At 68.9% G+C, this 13,326-nt stretch carries 15 protein-coding genes and 2 pseudogenes; 13 read left to right on the forward strand and 4 right to left on the reverse strand.

Annotation, left to right across the window (positions count from 1 at the left end):
• Positions 1-16 precede the first annotated feature (16 nt).
• The 7 genes from ACLJQF_RS22395 to ACLJQF_RS22425 are packed head-to-tail and all read left to right on the forward strand — an operon-like array spanning position 17 to position 7,579.
• On the forward strand, positions 17-1,234 hold the full coding sequence (locus tag ACLJQF_RS22395) for an ATP-grasp domain-containing protein (protein ID WP_410611306.1): 1,218 nt from the start codon (positions 17-19) through the stop codon (positions 1,232-1,234).
• Positions 1,231-2,472 carry an MFS transporter gene (locus ACLJQF_RS22400; RefSeq protein WP_410611308.1) on the forward strand — a complete coding sequence of 414 codons (1,242 nt, stop codon included), beginning with the start codon at positions 1,231-1,233 and terminating at the stop codon, positions 2,470-2,472. The genes ACLJQF_RS22395 and ACLJQF_RS22400 overlap by 4 nt, the downstream gene beginning before the upstream one ends.
• Positions 2,473-2,488: 16 nt before the next feature.
• Positions 2,489-3,823 carry a hypothetical protein gene (locus tag ACLJQF_RS22405; RefSeq protein WP_410611310.1) on the forward strand — a complete coding sequence of 445 codons (1,335 nt, stop codon included), beginning with the start codon at positions 2,489-2,491 and terminating at the stop codon, positions 3,821-3,823.
• A gap of 16 nt (positions 3,824-3,839) precedes the next feature.
• Complete coding sequence (locus ACLJQF_RS22410) at positions 3,840-4,514, forward strand: cyclase family protein (RefSeq protein WP_410611311.1); 675 nt, start codon at positions 3,840-3,842, stop codon at positions 4,512-4,514.
• Positions 4,507-5,664 (forward strand): DUF362 domain-containing protein, encoded by a 1,158-nt coding sequence (locus ACLJQF_RS22415; RefSeq protein WP_410611312.1) that lies wholly within the window; start codon positions 4,507-4,509, stop codon positions 5,662-5,664. Before ACLJQF_RS22410 ends, ACLJQF_RS22415 begins: the two co-directional genes overlap by 8 nt.
• A complete protein-coding gene (locus tag ACLJQF_RS22420) occupies positions 5,661-7,001 on the forward strand; it encodes an anthranilate synthase component I family protein (protein WP_410611314.1) in 1,341 nt (446 codons plus the stop codon). Before ACLJQF_RS22415 ends, ACLJQF_RS22420 begins: the two co-directional genes overlap by 4 nt.
• Positions 6,998-7,579 carry an anthranilate synthase component II gene (locus ACLJQF_RS22425; RefSeq protein ID WP_410611316.1) on the forward strand — a complete coding sequence of 194 codons (582 nt, stop codon included), beginning with the start codon at positions 6,998-7,000 and terminating at the stop codon, positions 7,577-7,579. The genes ACLJQF_RS22420 and ACLJQF_RS22425 overlap by 4 nt, the downstream gene beginning before the upstream one ends.
• Positions 7,580-7,583: 4 nt before the next feature.
• Here ACLJQF_RS22425 and ACLJQF_RS22430 read toward each other — a convergent pair.
• Positions 7,584-7,796: pseudogene (locus tag ACLJQF_RS22430) on the reverse strand (IS5/IS1182 family transposase); the annotation flags it as partial.
• A pseudogene (locus ACLJQF_RS22435) lies at positions 7,776-9,215 on the reverse strand (IS1634 family transposase); the annotation flags it as partial. The pseudogenes ACLJQF_RS22435 and ACLJQF_RS22430, both read right to left, overlap by 21 nt.
• A 173-nt stretch (positions 9,216-9,388) precedes the next feature.
• Between ACLJQF_RS22435 and ACLJQF_RS22440 the strand changes: the two are divergent.
• Positions 9,389-9,745 (forward strand): VOC family protein, encoded by a 357-nt coding sequence (locus ACLJQF_RS22440; RefSeq protein WP_410611318.1) that lies wholly within the window; start codon positions 9,389-9,391, stop codon positions 9,743-9,745.
• A gap of 3 nt (positions 9,746-9,748) precedes the next feature.
• Here ACLJQF_RS22440 and ACLJQF_RS22445 read toward each other — a convergent pair whose 3' ends face one another.
• A complete protein-coding gene (locus ACLJQF_RS22445; RefSeq protein ID WP_410611319.1) occupies positions 9,749-10,582 on the reverse strand; it encodes an alpha/beta fold hydrolase in 834 nt (277 codons plus the stop codon).
• A gap of 1 nt (position 10,583) precedes the next feature.
• Positions 10,584-10,784: a DNA cytosine methyltransferase gene (locus ACLJQF_RS22450; protein ID WP_410611320.1), complete on the reverse strand. Its 201-nt coding sequence runs from the start codon at positions 10,782-10,784 to the stop codon at positions 10,584-10,586.
• Here ACLJQF_RS22450 and ACLJQF_RS22455 point away from each other — a divergent pair.
• From ACLJQF_RS22455 to ACLJQF_RS22475, 5 genes are all read left to right on the forward strand, one after another.
• Entirely contained in the window at positions 10,728-10,898 is a 171-nt protein-coding gene (locus ACLJQF_RS22455; RefSeq protein WP_410611396.1) for a hypothetical protein, read from the forward strand. The two genes, ACLJQF_RS22450 and ACLJQF_RS22455, sit on opposite strands and share 57 nt — an antisense overlap.
• A 177-nt stretch (positions 10,899-11,075) precedes the next feature.
• Positions 11,076-11,684 carry a DUF4436 family protein gene (locus tag ACLJQF_RS22460; protein ID WP_410611394.1) on the forward strand — a complete coding sequence of 203 codons (609 nt, stop codon included), beginning with the start codon at positions 11,076-11,078 and terminating at the stop codon, positions 11,682-11,684.
• Between the two features lie 311 nt (positions 11,685-11,995).
• Complete coding sequence (locus tag ACLJQF_RS22465) at positions 11,996-12,301, forward strand: DUF6924 domain-containing protein (RefSeq protein WP_410611321.1); 306 nt, start codon at positions 11,996-11,998, stop codon at positions 12,299-12,301.
• 172 nt (positions 12,302-12,473) lie between these two features.
• Positions 12,474-12,941 carry a YbaB/EbfC family DNA-binding protein gene (locus ACLJQF_RS22470; protein WP_410611323.1) on the forward strand — a complete coding sequence of 156 codons (468 nt, stop codon included), beginning with the start codon at positions 12,474-12,476 and terminating at the stop codon, positions 12,939-12,941.
• Complete coding sequence (locus ACLJQF_RS22475; protein WP_410611325.1) at positions 12,934-13,278, forward strand: type VII secretion target; 345 nt, start codon at positions 12,934-12,936, stop codon at positions 13,276-13,278. Before ACLJQF_RS22470 ends, ACLJQF_RS22475 begins: the two co-directional genes overlap by 8 nt.
• Positions 13,279-13,326: the final 48 nt, after the last annotated feature.

Raw genomic sequence — 13,326 nt, forward strand, 5'->3', positions numbered from 1 at the left:
CCGGACAGGAGAAGAGATGCCGAACCTCGTGATGGTCATGCCGTACAAGGCATACCTCGGCAAGGCGCGGGCGGAGGGTTTCCGGATCACCGCGATCTGGGACCCGGCCGAGGCCGCGCGGCTGTTCGGCGCGGACGCCCCCGGGTACCTGAAGGAGGTCGAGACGCTCGCCGACGGCCTCCGGCTGGTGGACTTCACCGACCGCGTCGCCTACGCCGACGCGATCCGCGCCGCCGTCCGGGAAACCGGCGCCGAGCAGGTCTGGCACGTCGGCAGCGAGGAGAGCATGCAGCTCGCCTACGAAGTCGCCGACGAGCTCGGCAAGGCCGTCAACTCGCCGCACTCGGTGCTCCTGCTCAACGACAAGCTCGCCATGCGCACGCTGCTGCGCGACAAGGGCATCTCGACGGTCCGGTTCGCCACTGCGGACCGCTGGCAGGACGTCGAACCCCTGCTGGCGGGCTTCACGCTGCCGGTCGTGGTGAAGCCGGCCGCGCTGTCGGCCAGCCGGGGGACGCGGCTGCTCACCGATCCCGGCGATCTCCCCGCCTGGGGCGACGAACTGGCCGCACTGGCCTACTCCGGGCCCCTGCTCGTCGAGGAGTACCTGCGCGGCCCGGAGTTCAGCGTCGAGACGATGACCGTGCGCGGGGAGCACCACGTGCTCGGCGTGACGCGCAAGCTGCTCGGCCCGCTGCCGCACTTCGTCGAGCGCGGCCACCTCTTCGGCGAGCCGGAGACGGCCGGGACAAGGCAGGTGGCGGCCCTCGCGGTCGAACTCCTCGACGCCGTCGGCTACCAGTGCGGGCCGGCCCACACGGAGGTCATCCTCACCGCGGACGGCCCGCGGATCGTGGAGTCCCAGGCGCGGCTGGGCGGGGACAAGATCCCGGACATCATCGGGCACGCCCGCGGGTTCGACGTCAAACGGGCGATGTTCGCGGCCCTCGCCGGACGCGTGTCCCTGCCGGAACCCGGCGGAGCAGTGGGCCACATCGCCTACTTCACCTTCCCCACCGGGATCCTCCGGAACGTGTCGGGCCTCGACGAGGCACGGGCGCTGGACTACGTGGACACCCTGAGTTTCCCGTTCGTCCCCGGTGACGTCCTGCCGGAGACGGTCAGCTCGAAGACCCGCCACGGGTTCGTCATCCTCACCGGCTCCGCGGACGCGGCGGAGGCCCAAGCCCGCGCGGACCACGTCCGCGCCCTGATCGAAGTGGAAGTCCGATGAGGGCCTTCTTCGCCCTGCACCGCAACGTCCGGGTCCGGATCGGCCTCGCGTTCGTGCACAAGCTGATCGACGCGATGATCCTCACCTTCATCGCGATCTACCTCGCCGCGCACGTCGGCGTCGCGGTCGCCGGCGCGCTGATCCTGGTGTTCGCCGCGTTCGCGGTGGTCGGCATGCTCGCCGGCGGGCACCTGTCCGAACGCTGGGGACGCCGTCCCGTGCTCATCGTCGGCGACGTCGTCGGTACCGGGTTCCTCGCGCTGATGGCGGTCGCCTATTACTCCGGCTGGGGCGCGCTCGCCGTCTACTTCAGCTACGCCATCGTGAAGTTCGGGTCGAACCTCGCCCTGCCCGCCAACGACGCGACGATCATCGACGTGACTCCGCCGGACGAGCGCAAGTTCGTCTACACGGTCAACTACTGGGTCATCAACCTCGCGCTCGGCACCGGCGCGCTGCTCGGTGCTTTCCTGTACAGCGCCCACTTCGGCGCGGTGATCCTCGGCGGCGCGATCGGCATGGCGGTCGCCCTCACCATCACCGTCACGCTGGTGGCGGAGACCAAGCCGGACACGCCGCGGCCGGCCACCAAGCTCACCGGGGTCGCCCAGTTCGTCCAGGGGTACCGGGTGGTGCTGGCCGACTCGACGTTCCGCCGGTTGATCATCGCCGCCACGCTGATCCTGACGCTCGAAGGCCAGCTGAGCACCGCGATCGGGATCCGGCTGGCGACGGACTTCCCCACGCAGCCCGTGTTCCCGTTCGGCGCGGTGACCGGCGTGGAGATGCTCGGCGTGCTCAAGGCGGTCAACACCGTGCTGGTCGTCGCGTTCGCGCTGGTCGTCAACACCCTCCTGAAGCGGATGCCCGACCGCGCCCGGCTCTACGCGGGCATCACGCTGTACGCGGGCGGGTTCGCGGTGCTCGCCGTCACCGACGACGCGTGGCTGCTCCTCGTCGCCGTCGTGGTGCTGACCGCCGGCGAGCTGATGAACCTGCCGGTGCAGCAGGCACTGCTGGCCGAGCTGGCCCCGGACGACGGCCGGCCGCGGTACCTGGCCGCGTACTACCTGCACATCCGGTTCGGCCAGATCGTCAACTCGATCCTGATCAGCCTGAGCGCGATTGTCAGCACGCAGGGCATGGCCGGGATCTACCTGCTCTTCGGCGTCGTGATCATCCTGCAGTACCGCGTGATCCTGGCCCGCCGCGAGACACCCGTCCCGGTCTCCGCCTGAACCCTGGAAGGTAACCATGTCGGCACGGTCCGATCGGATCACCGAGTCCTACCTCGCCGCGTGCGCGGAACCGGAGAACCCGCTGCGCCACGCCCGGGCGAGCCTGGAGCTGTCGGAGACCAAACGGCTCTCCTGGCCCCGGTTGCTGCCGCGGCCGGTCGTGGTCGACGAGGCGGAGTACCGCGCGTTCGGCCGGGACCTCGTCACGGTCTACGAGCTCGTCGGCACCTTGCCGCGGCGCCTGTTCGACGGCGACTTCACGCGGTTCCGCACCGCGCTGGGGATCGACGACCGGCACGCCGCGCTGATGACCCGGCTGCTCGGCGAGGGGCCGCCGCCGCTCTACGGCCGCGCCGACGTCTACTACGACGGCACGGCGTTCAAGCTGCTGGAGTACAACATCGGCAGCGCGCTCGGCGGCCTGGATATGGTGGGCACGCTGCCCAAGGCGTACCTGCGGGTCCCGGCGGTCGCCGAGTTCGCCGCCGAGCACGGCCTCGGGTTCCTGGACATGGGCTCCGACCTCGCCGAGGCGCTGCGCACCGCGGGCAAGTCGATCGGCGCCGCCGAGCCGGTGGTCGCGATCGTCGAAGGCCCCGGCGGGATGACGACCTACGGCCACCAGCGCCGTGCCATCGCGGAGCTGCTGGCGGAGAACGAAGTCGAGTGCCGCGTCGGGGAGATCGGCGACCTGGCGTACCGCGCCGGAAAGCCGTACCTCGACGACACGCCGGTCGATGTCATCCTGCGGTACTACGGCCTCGAGGAGATGCTGGCGCACCCGGACTGCGACGCGCTGCTGGAGCCGGTCTTCCGCGCCCACGAAGCCGGCCAGGTGGTGGTCTGGACGCCGACGAACGTCTTCGGCAACAAGGGAACCCTGGCGATGCTCTCGGAGTTCGCCCCGCTCTTTTCGGCCGAAGAGCAGGCCGTGATCGAACGCGTGCTGCCGTGGTGCCGGATGCTCGGGCGTCCCGGCGCCGGCCCGGACGCGGGCCGCATCGAAGAGTGCGTCAAGCGACAGCAGCAGCTGGTCTTCAAGCCGACCGGGCTCTACGGCGGCCAAGGTGTCGTCATCGGCCAGGAGGTCGACGCGCGGACCTGGCGCGAGACCCTCGACGCCGGTTCGCGGACCGGCTCGCTCGTCCAGGAGATCGTGCGGCCGAACCTGGAGACCGTGATCGACCCCGACACCGGCGCCCGTTCCGAGTGGTACGCGCTGTGGGCGGCGTTCATGACGCCGGCCGGGTTGTCTGGCGGCGGCGTGCGCGCGATCCCGCCCGGCGGCACCACCGTCATCACCATGATCAACAACCCCGACGTCCGCAACACCTGCCTCTTCACCTGCTGAACAAGGAGAAAACCCGGTGCCCCGACTCGTCGACCTCACCCACGGCTTTTACGACGGAATGCCGTCCTACCCCGCCGACTGGTTCCCGAAGTTCGTCAGCGAACGCTCGATGACGCCGGAGACCGACCCGTACGGCACCAAGCGCACCTTCTCCTACCTGCACGTGTTCCCGCACAACGGCACGCACATGGAGTACAAGCTGCACTTCTTCCCCGGCACCGAAGGCATCGACGAGGTTCCCCTCGAGACGCTGATCGGCCGCGCCTGCGTCGCCGACCTGTCCGACAAAGGCGAACTGGACGAAGTGACCGGCGAAGACCTCGAGAAGGCGCTGCGACCCGTGTGGCAGCCCGGCGACCGGCTCCTCATCCGCACCGACTACCTGCGGCACAACTGGGGCCGGCCCGACTACTGGGACCGCCCGCCCTACCTGACGCCGTCGGCCGCGCGGTGGGCCATCGACAACGGCGCCTGCCTCATCGGCTTCGACTGCCTCACCGAACGGCCCGGCGACGCGGAGTCCCCGGTGCACCACGCGCTGCTCGCCGCCGGCATCCCGCTGCTGGAGTACGTCACCAACATGCACGAGCTGACCCGGCAGGTCGTCCAACTGATCGCGTTGCCGACCAAGGTGGCCGGTGCCGAGGCCGCCCCGGCGCGCGTCATCGCGGTGGAGGACACCGATGACTGAGACGGTCGCCCTCACGGCCGTCGGTGGTGACGCCGACGTGCCGGCCGGCCTGGACCGGCTCCTCGCCCTGCTCGGCGGCCCGCTGTCCGGGCTGCCGGCCGGCGCGGAGGTGCTGATCAAGCCGAACCTGTTCCAGACGGCACCCGGGTTCCACGTGCGACCGGCGCTGCTGGCCGCGATCGCCCGCGTGGTCGCCGAGCACGGGGCGCGTCCGGTGATCGCCGAGCGCACGCACGCCATCTACGAAATCCTGCGCGACCACGAGGCCGCGAAGTACGCCCGGGTCGTCAGCTTCGACGACCTGCCGTTGCGCATCACCGGCATCCCGGAGGCGACGTCGCTGCGGGTGCCGATCGCCGTCCCCGAGCTGATCCTGGACTGCGACTACTTCATCGGCGTCCCGCAGCTGCGCACGCACGCGAGCGTCGTCTACTCGAACGCGATGAAGAACCTGGTGGGGCTGTTGCCCGGGTACACGACCCGGATCGTGCACATGGCGGGCGTCGACGAGTCCACAGTGGACCTGAACCTGATGCGCCCGCAGGACCTGGTGGTGTGCGACGGGACCACGGTGATCGAGGGCAACTACCCGATGGACGGGCAGGCCCGCGAGGCCGGGTTCCTGGCCGCAAGCCGCAACGCCGTCGCGCTCGACGTCGCCGTCGGCACGCTGGCCGGCTTCGACCCGGACACCGTCGCCTACCTGCGGGACGCGCACGAGCGGGGGATGGGACCGCTTTCCCTGGACGACATCGAGCTGTTCGGGACCCCGCTCGAAGACCTGGCGTTCGACATGGTGAAGGCGCCGGTCGAGATCGTCGTGCCGCGCGAGGGGATTCACGTCTACGCCGAGAATGCCTGCCCGGCGTGCAGCCGGTTCGTCGCCGGGGCGATGAAGGCGCTGGCCGGGGAACTGTGCGAGTGGGACGGGGAAATGACGGTCATTTCGGGGCCGCAGGTCGAGGTGCCGCCCCTGCGCGGGGAAGTGGTGCTCGTCGGCAACTGCCTGTACGAAAGCCGAGACCTGGGCATCTTCGTCGAAGGCTGCCCGCCGCGGGCGATCCAGCTCGCCGCGTTCCGCTACGCCATGGGCAAGCCCGTCGGCGCGCACGAGCGGACGCAGTTCCGGGTGCCGGCGGGCGCGCGATGATCGCGTCCGCGCTGTCGCCCGGAGCCCGGCTGCACCGCCACGTAGTCCCGCTGGCCACGGCGGTCGACCCGGTGGCGGCGGCCGCGGCCCTGCGCCCCGCCGGGCGCGTCATGCTCACCGCTGGGCCGGGTGGCCTGGACCCGGTGCTGGCCGCAGGCGAGCTGGCCGTCCTCTCGCACCCCGGCGGCGACGGCCCCGCCCCGCTCACCGCGGCGGTGGACCTGCTGGCCGGGCTGGATCTCCCGCCGGACACCACCGACGCCGAGGCTGCCTGGTACGGGTTCCTCGCATACGATGCCGCGCGCGACTTCGAGCGGCTGCCCAGCCGCCACCCGTCGGGCGGGCGTCCGGTGTACGAGTTCTTCCTGCCGGAGGTCCTGGTCTCCGGCAGTCGAGTGATCGGCCGCGGCCCGACCCCCGCGGCCGCCCGCACGGCAGCCACCCAGGTCGCCCGGACGCTCGACCGGCTCGCCGTCGCACCGCTCGGAACCGTCGCGGTGGGCGCCGGGACGTTCGGCTTCGGCTACGACGAGTACGTCGACGCCCTGCGGCGCGCGCAGCGGCACATTCTCGACGGTGACGTCTTCCAGCTCGTGCTGTCCAACGCCTGGACCGCACCGGCCACCGTGGACGGGTTGCGTGTCTACGACCGGCTGACGGAGATCAACCCGTCGCCGTACCACTTCTGGTACGGCGGCCCCGAGTTCGAGGCCGTCGGAGCGTCTCCGGAGCCGTGCCTGACGCTCTCGGGCGGCCGGGCGCTGATCCGTCCGCTGGCCGGAACCCGGCCGCGGGGCCGCGACGGCCGCGCCGACCGGCTCGCCGAGGACGACCTGCGCTCGTCGGTGAAGGAGCTGGCCGAGCACCGGATGCTGGTCGACCTCGCCCGCAACGACCTCGGCCGGGTCTGCCGCCCCGGCAGCGTGTCGGTGGAGCGGCTGCTGGCCGTCGAGCGGTACTCGCACGTCATGCACTTGACGTCGGACGTGTGGGGCGAGCCGTCGGCGGAGCGGGGCACAGCCGAGCTGATCCGGGCGACGTTCCCGGCGGGGACCATGACCGGGACGCCGAAGGTGCGCGCGATGGAGATCATCGATGCCTTGGAGCCGGCTCGGCGTTGGCTGTATTCGGGTGCGGTCGGCTCGTTCGGGGTGTCCCACGTGGATCTCTACCTGACGATCCGCAGCATGGTGTGGTGCGACGGCGAAATCCGGCTGCAGGCCGGCGGCGGTATCGTCCACGACTCCGACCCGGCCGAGGAGTACGCGGAGTGCCTCGCGAAGCTCGGGTCCGGGGCCCGGGCCCTCGGCGTGACGGTGGAAGGGGCGGCCGCATGATCTGCGTGCTCGACAACTACGACTCGTTCGTCTACAACCTGGTGCAGTACTTGGAAAACCTCGGCGCGAAGTGCAAGGTCTACCGCAACGACGAGGTCTCTATAGCCGATGTCGCCGCGCTCGAGCCGGAGCTGGTGCTGATCTCACCCGGCCCCGGCGACCCGGCGGACGCGGGCATTTCGGTGGACCTGGTCCGCGGCCTGGCCGGGCGTGTGCCGATCCTCGGGGTGTGCTTGGGGCACCAGGCGATCGGCGCGGCGTTCGGTGCCCGGATCGTGCACGCGGCCGAGCCGATGCACGGCAAGTGCTCGCCGCTGACGCACGACGGCCGTGGTGTCTTCGCGGGCCTGCGCAACCCGCTGACCGTGGCGCGGTACCACTCCCTGGTGATCGACCCGGCTTCGCTGCCGGCCGACCTGGTCGTCACGGCCTGGTCGGCGGCAGGGGAGGTCATGGGCATCCGGCACCGCGAGTTCCCGATCGAAGGCGTGCAGTTCCACCCGGAGTCGCTGTTCACCGAGGAGGGCGTGGCGATGGTCGCGAACGCGATGCGCTCGCGGACCCTCGTGGGCGGTTAAGAGGTCAGTTCAGAATGAGTTTGCGGAGGCAGATGATCGAGCAGGCCAGGCTGAGGATGGCTTGGTGGACGTCGCGGGCACGTAGTCGTCGGAAGCCTTTGAGCCAGGCGAAGGTTCGTTCGACCGGCCAGCGGACTGTGCCCAGGCCAGAGCCGTGCTCGACGCCGCGGCGAGCGATGACCGGGGTGATGCGGCGGGCGCGGGCCAAGCGGCGGTACGGGTCGACGGCGGTGAGGGTGTGCTCGCCGGCCTGGATGTTGATGGTGCGGTAGCGGCGGGTGGTGCGCACGAACTTCTTGATCGACCAGCCGGTGGTCTGCTCGATCCACCTGCTGACGGCCAGGGCGGCGAACACGACCGTCAGGTGCGCGTCGATCGACTCGCGCTGGTGGTAGATCGGCCGCGCACGTAGGTCGTGTTTAGACATTCGGAACGACTTCTCGATGTGGAACAGTCGGTGGTAGGCGTCGATCACGAACTCGGCGGTGACGTCCGGGAGGTTGGTGACGTAGCCTTTGAGGCCGGCAAGGGCGCGTGCCTTGGCTTCCAGGGTCCGGTTGACACTCTTGGTGGCGCCGGTGAGCTGGATGAACCGGTTGCGTTTGACCGCGGTCTTGCCGGCGACGGCCTGTTCGGCCTTGGCGACCTGTTCGTCGATGCCGTGCAGGGTGCGCCGAGCCCGGTCCGCCCGGTACTGGTAGTAGATGATCTGGTCGCGGCGCTGGTTCTTGGGGCCGGCAGGCCAGGGCTGGGTGAAGATGTGCCCGTCGGGGATCTGCTCATCCGGGTGCTCGTGGCGCCACGCCTGGACTACGCACGGCACGTCGGGTATCCTCGCGCCGAGGATGAACGACAACCCCGCGGCCTCGATGGCCTGCTGGTTGGCCGCAGAGATCATGCCAGCGTCGGCCACGACCGTGACATCAGCCAGCTGGTGGGCATCCATGAACGCACGGATGGTCCGCAGCATCGTAGTGTTCTCGCCCCGGTTGCCCTCGAACGCGTTAACCATCAACGGAAACCCGCTTGCGTCGGTGAGCAGCCTGATCGTGATCTGCGGCTCCAGGCGGCGTTCTTTGGAGAACCCGGGCTCACGGAACCCGTCCCCGGCATCGGTCTCGAAGTACAAGGTGGACACATCGTAGAGAACCAGTGACGCCGGCCCCAGATCAGCGGTGCGGGCGCACGCCGCGGCCAACTTCTGCCGCCAGGACTCTTTCGCGAACGCGGGCAGACGCCGCTTGAGGGTCGCGTACGCCGGCGGGTCGAAACCTGCCTCCTCGACCACCCGCAGACTGTCCAGCTTGCTGGTCGGCTCGACGATCCGTGCCAGCACCAGTAATCGGAACACCTCGTCACCACCAGCGGCCTCCTCGAACCCCAACAGCTGGTAGGCGTGGCCGAGCGCGTCCCACAGGTACCCCATCCGCGGCGACGTGATCGCAAGCGGCCCACCACCAGCACCGCTGCCGGCCTGCAACGCCGCGAAGTCCGGGCCAAAGTCGAGCTCGGGCTGCCCCACAGCCAGACGCTGCCTCGCCACCGCCTTGAGCGCCTCCAACGCCGCATCGTCATGCGCCGAGCCGATGTGCTCGATGTCCCGCGACTCGCGACGCGAGGAGTGCACGATCTGCACCGCCCTGGCCCCCGACGCCGTCTTCACCGTGCGCACATACGCCACGAGAGACAGCCTAGAACCGGCCGCTTAGTGCGCAGATTTTCGCCGTTCACACGACGAAACCGCAGCTCAACAGCCAGCACCCTGCCCAAGATCAGCGATCTTGAGCCAAAGTCAGGTAAGGTGACGGAATGGTCATGCGAGTGGCGGTTCCCGTGCTGCCGTGCCGAGATGTGCAGGCAGCGCGGTCGTACTTTACGGACGCGCTCGGATTCAACACCATATTCACCTGGGAGACCCCACCTAGCTACGCGGCCGTGATCCGCGACACCGCCGAGTTCCACCTGTACGCCGAAAGCAGCGTCGGCCCGGCCAGGGTGACGGTTGTCGTCGACGACGTCGATTCCTGCCACGACGAGCTGCGCGCCCGCGGCGCCGACATCGTCGAGCCACTGGCTGACCGGCCCTACGGGATGCGCGACTTCAACGTACGGACACCCGATGGGCACTTGTTGATCTTTAGCCAGCCGCTTACCGAATACGGGTGACCATCAGCGGACCAGCCGGAAGAATGACCGGACCTCGTCGACGAACAACGCCGGCTGCTCGAACGCCGCGACGTGGCCGCCCTTGCCGGGCTCGTTCCAGTACCGGATGTTCGGGAACCGGCGCTCCGCCCACCGCCGAGACGGGCGCTGCAGCTCCTTGGGGAAGACCGAACAGCCGGTGGGTACGGTCACCGGCGCGCCGGCCGACCCGGAGATCCATTCGTTGACCTGCCGGAGGCTTTCCCAGTACAGCCGGGCGGATGAGGCACCGGTGCCGGGCAGCCAGTAGAGCATCAGGTTGTCGAGCAGCTCATCCCGGGTAATAACCCGATGCAGGTCGCCACCGGAGTCGGTCCACGACCAGAACTTCTCGACGATCCAGGCGCAGAGGGCGGCCGGCGAGTCGACCAGCCCGTAGCCGACCGTCTGCGGCCGGGTCGACTGCTGCGCCGAGTATCCGGAGCCCCATTCGTCCGCCTCCCGCAGTGTCGCGAGCGCCGTCCGCTCGGCACCGGTGAGGTCGTCCAACGTGGCCGGATCGGGCGGTGCGAGCGGCGGCATGAGATGGATGCCGGCGACCCGATCGGGTTGCCGTTGACCGATGCTCGTGGCGATGCTGGTGCCCCAGTCGCTGCCCTGGGCGCCGAACCGCCGGTAGCCGAGCCGGGCCATCAGCTCGCACCACTCGTCGGATATCCGCTCGATCCCCCACCCCGGCGCGGCCGGCTTGTCGCTGAAGCCGTAACCGGGAAGCGATGGGCAGACCCCTAGAACCGGCCGCTTAGTGCGCAGATTTTCGCCGTTCACACGACGAAACCGCAGCTCAACAGCCAGCACCCTACCCAAGATCAGCGATCTTGAGCCAAGTCAGGGTAGACGGTGTCGAGCGCCGCGCGGCCAGGCCCGCACTCGTCCCCGCCGCGGAGAAGGTCTGGCAGGGCGGGGACGCGATGAAGCCGGGGACGCGTTCGAAGTCGAGCGGGTGATAGTCGCGGACGTCACCCTCGACTGTGAGGAGCCCGGCCGCTCGGCGCGTCATGCACGCGGCGGCGTCCTATTCGACGCCGAGCGCGGCGAGGCCGAGCTGCCGGGCTGCTATGTCCCATCCTCCGGCGCCACCGAAGACGTCGGTGGCGTGGGTTCTTCGCTGTGAAGTCAGGCATTCCCGGGAGGTCTGCGCGACTTCCCGGGAATGCTCATCTCGCGCGTTAAGGCCCAGCGCTCGGCGGCGGGTCCGTGGCGCCATCCTCTAGCTCGCCGGTTGGGGACTCGACAGGCAATCTAGTGTTGGTCGTCTCCGAAGTTTCAACGGAGGGACTGGCGTCGTTGCATCGTCACCGACTACCCGTTCGACAGCTACAAGATCGACGTCGGGGTCTCGGTGCAGACCGCGACGGGGGCCGTGCCCGCGAGTGTGACCCTCGTCAACACCGACGCGTTCTTCAAGCTCGAGACCCACGACGCGAAAGCCGAGGGTAGTGCGCTGATCTTCACCGTGGACGCGGAGCGATCGACCGGCACCTGGGCCTTCGCCCTGTTCATGATGCTGTTCATGTGGCTGCTGAGCCTGGCGGCGGTGACTGCGGCCTGGTTTGTGGTGGGCAACCGCCGTGGCCTGCTCTGGCCGCCGATGAGTTTCATGGGTGCTCTGCTGTTCGCACTCGTCCCCCTGCGCAACGCTGCGCCGGGTCAACCGCCCATCGGCTCGGTCATCGACTTCGGATCGTTCTTCATCGCTGAAGGGCTGATCTCCCTGTCGCTGATCGTCACGGTGATCGTCGGTTACCGGGTCGAGCGGGCGAACGAACGGGAAGAGGCCGCGAAGTCCGCCGCCGAGACGCCGGCCCCACCGCCACCCCCGGCGTCGATCCCGGAGGAGCCCGTTCACCCGCAGGGAGTACCGGTGGGCGCGCGGCCCTGGCAGGACGTTCGACGCTGATCCGAAGCCGCAGACCGGACCGTGCGACCGTTCTCGGTCGCACGGTCTCGGGGGAGGAAGAGGCAGTGGCGAAACACGGCCGAACCACCAGGACTCCGTGCCGGTTCGGGCAGATTCCGCCTCCGGCCTCTGGGAGCCTCGAATGTTCCGTGCCATATTTGTCCCATGCATGGTCGAGTATCCAAATTATTTGAACTCGCGTAAAAATCCTGTCCATGGGTGCCCGGAGACGCTCAAGTGGGCTTTTTGGTTATTTGTTCTTTCCGCGCTAGTCGGCGCGCTGAATATCACACTACTTTTCGTGAGGCGAGGTGGCCTGGGAACAGGTGAAGGTCGGGATCGGCTGGATCACGCCGGATGACTTCATGGCCGACGTGACCTACGTCGACGATCGAGCGTTCACCGGCCTGACGCCCGACGACCTGCTGGAGCGGCGTCCGGCTGGCGACCACCACGCGGTGCTCCTGATCGTCGACCTCACGATCGCCAACACGGACTGGGAGGACTTCGCGGACAACGTCGACTCCGACGGCTGTCTGGCGAGCCCCTGGCCGTCCGAGGCCGGCCCCTGCCCACTCCTGGCGCGCCGGAAGGTCACGCCTCGGGTACGGACTTGAGCGGGGCCTGGCCTCAGCTGGCCGTTCGGGCACTTTCGGCCCGGGAAAGTCTCCGGATTCCCGGCAGCAGGGTGCGACCGGGTAACCCGGTCGCACCCTGGAACCCAGGAATCTTGGAACCTGTGGGTAGCCGTGCGTGGCGGTGCAGGCGGCTGTGAGTGAGGAAACGAAGATGACGAACTCGGACTTTGCCGAATCCGATCCGGCCCGCGCCATGAACAACGCGTGGGCGACGTTCGAGACCGAGATGGGGAAGCTCGACGAGCTGGGCAAGCACTGGGACGAGGCCCGCTCGACCGTGCATCCGAAGGACCGGTCGCTGACCATGACCCTGGACGGCCGTGGTGAGTTGGTGGAGCTGGTTTTCAACGGCTCCAAGTACCGGACCCTGCCGCCGGCCCAGCTCGCCCAGATCATCGTCGAGACCCTGCAGAAGGGGAGAGTCGAAGCTCAGCAGAAGATGTCCGACCTGATGGGCGAGACCAGCGTGCCGGGGCTGGACCTGGCAGGGATGGCCGCCGGCGAGGTCCGGCCGGACGAAATGATCAAGTCGATGTTCGGGCAGATGCTCGATGGCTTCGGCCTTGACATCGACCTGTCGGACCGACGGCCGCGGAAGGACGGTGAGGTCGATGGCTGACAAGCTGTTCATCGACCCGGAGGGGATGAGGTCGGCCACTCAGCAGCTGACGCATCTTGCGGCGGACCTGAAGACCGCGCAGCAGAAGCTCTCGAACGTGCTGGGGCAGTACGAGGGGGCATGGGGGACCGACGAGCCCGGCCAAGCGTTCGAAAAAAATTACTACCAGAAAGCCGAGGAGGACCGGAAGGGTCTCGGCGAAGCTGCAGAGGGAATGTCGGCCTCGTCCGACAACATGCAGAAGAGCGCGGAGTTCATGGAGAGCTTGGATTCATCCGCGGCCCAGGCATTCGATGAGTTGCCGCCACCTCCGCCACCGCCCGACGGCGGTCACTGACGTCCTGTTTTTCAGCGGGTTTCCGGTCTGATCGGCAACAGTCCGGGG

This window comes from Amycolatopsis sp. lyj-109, from assembly GCF_046548995.1.
Taxonomy (GTDB): domain Bacteria; phylum Actinomycetota; class Actinomycetes; order Mycobacteriales; family Pseudonocardiaceae; genus Amycolatopsis.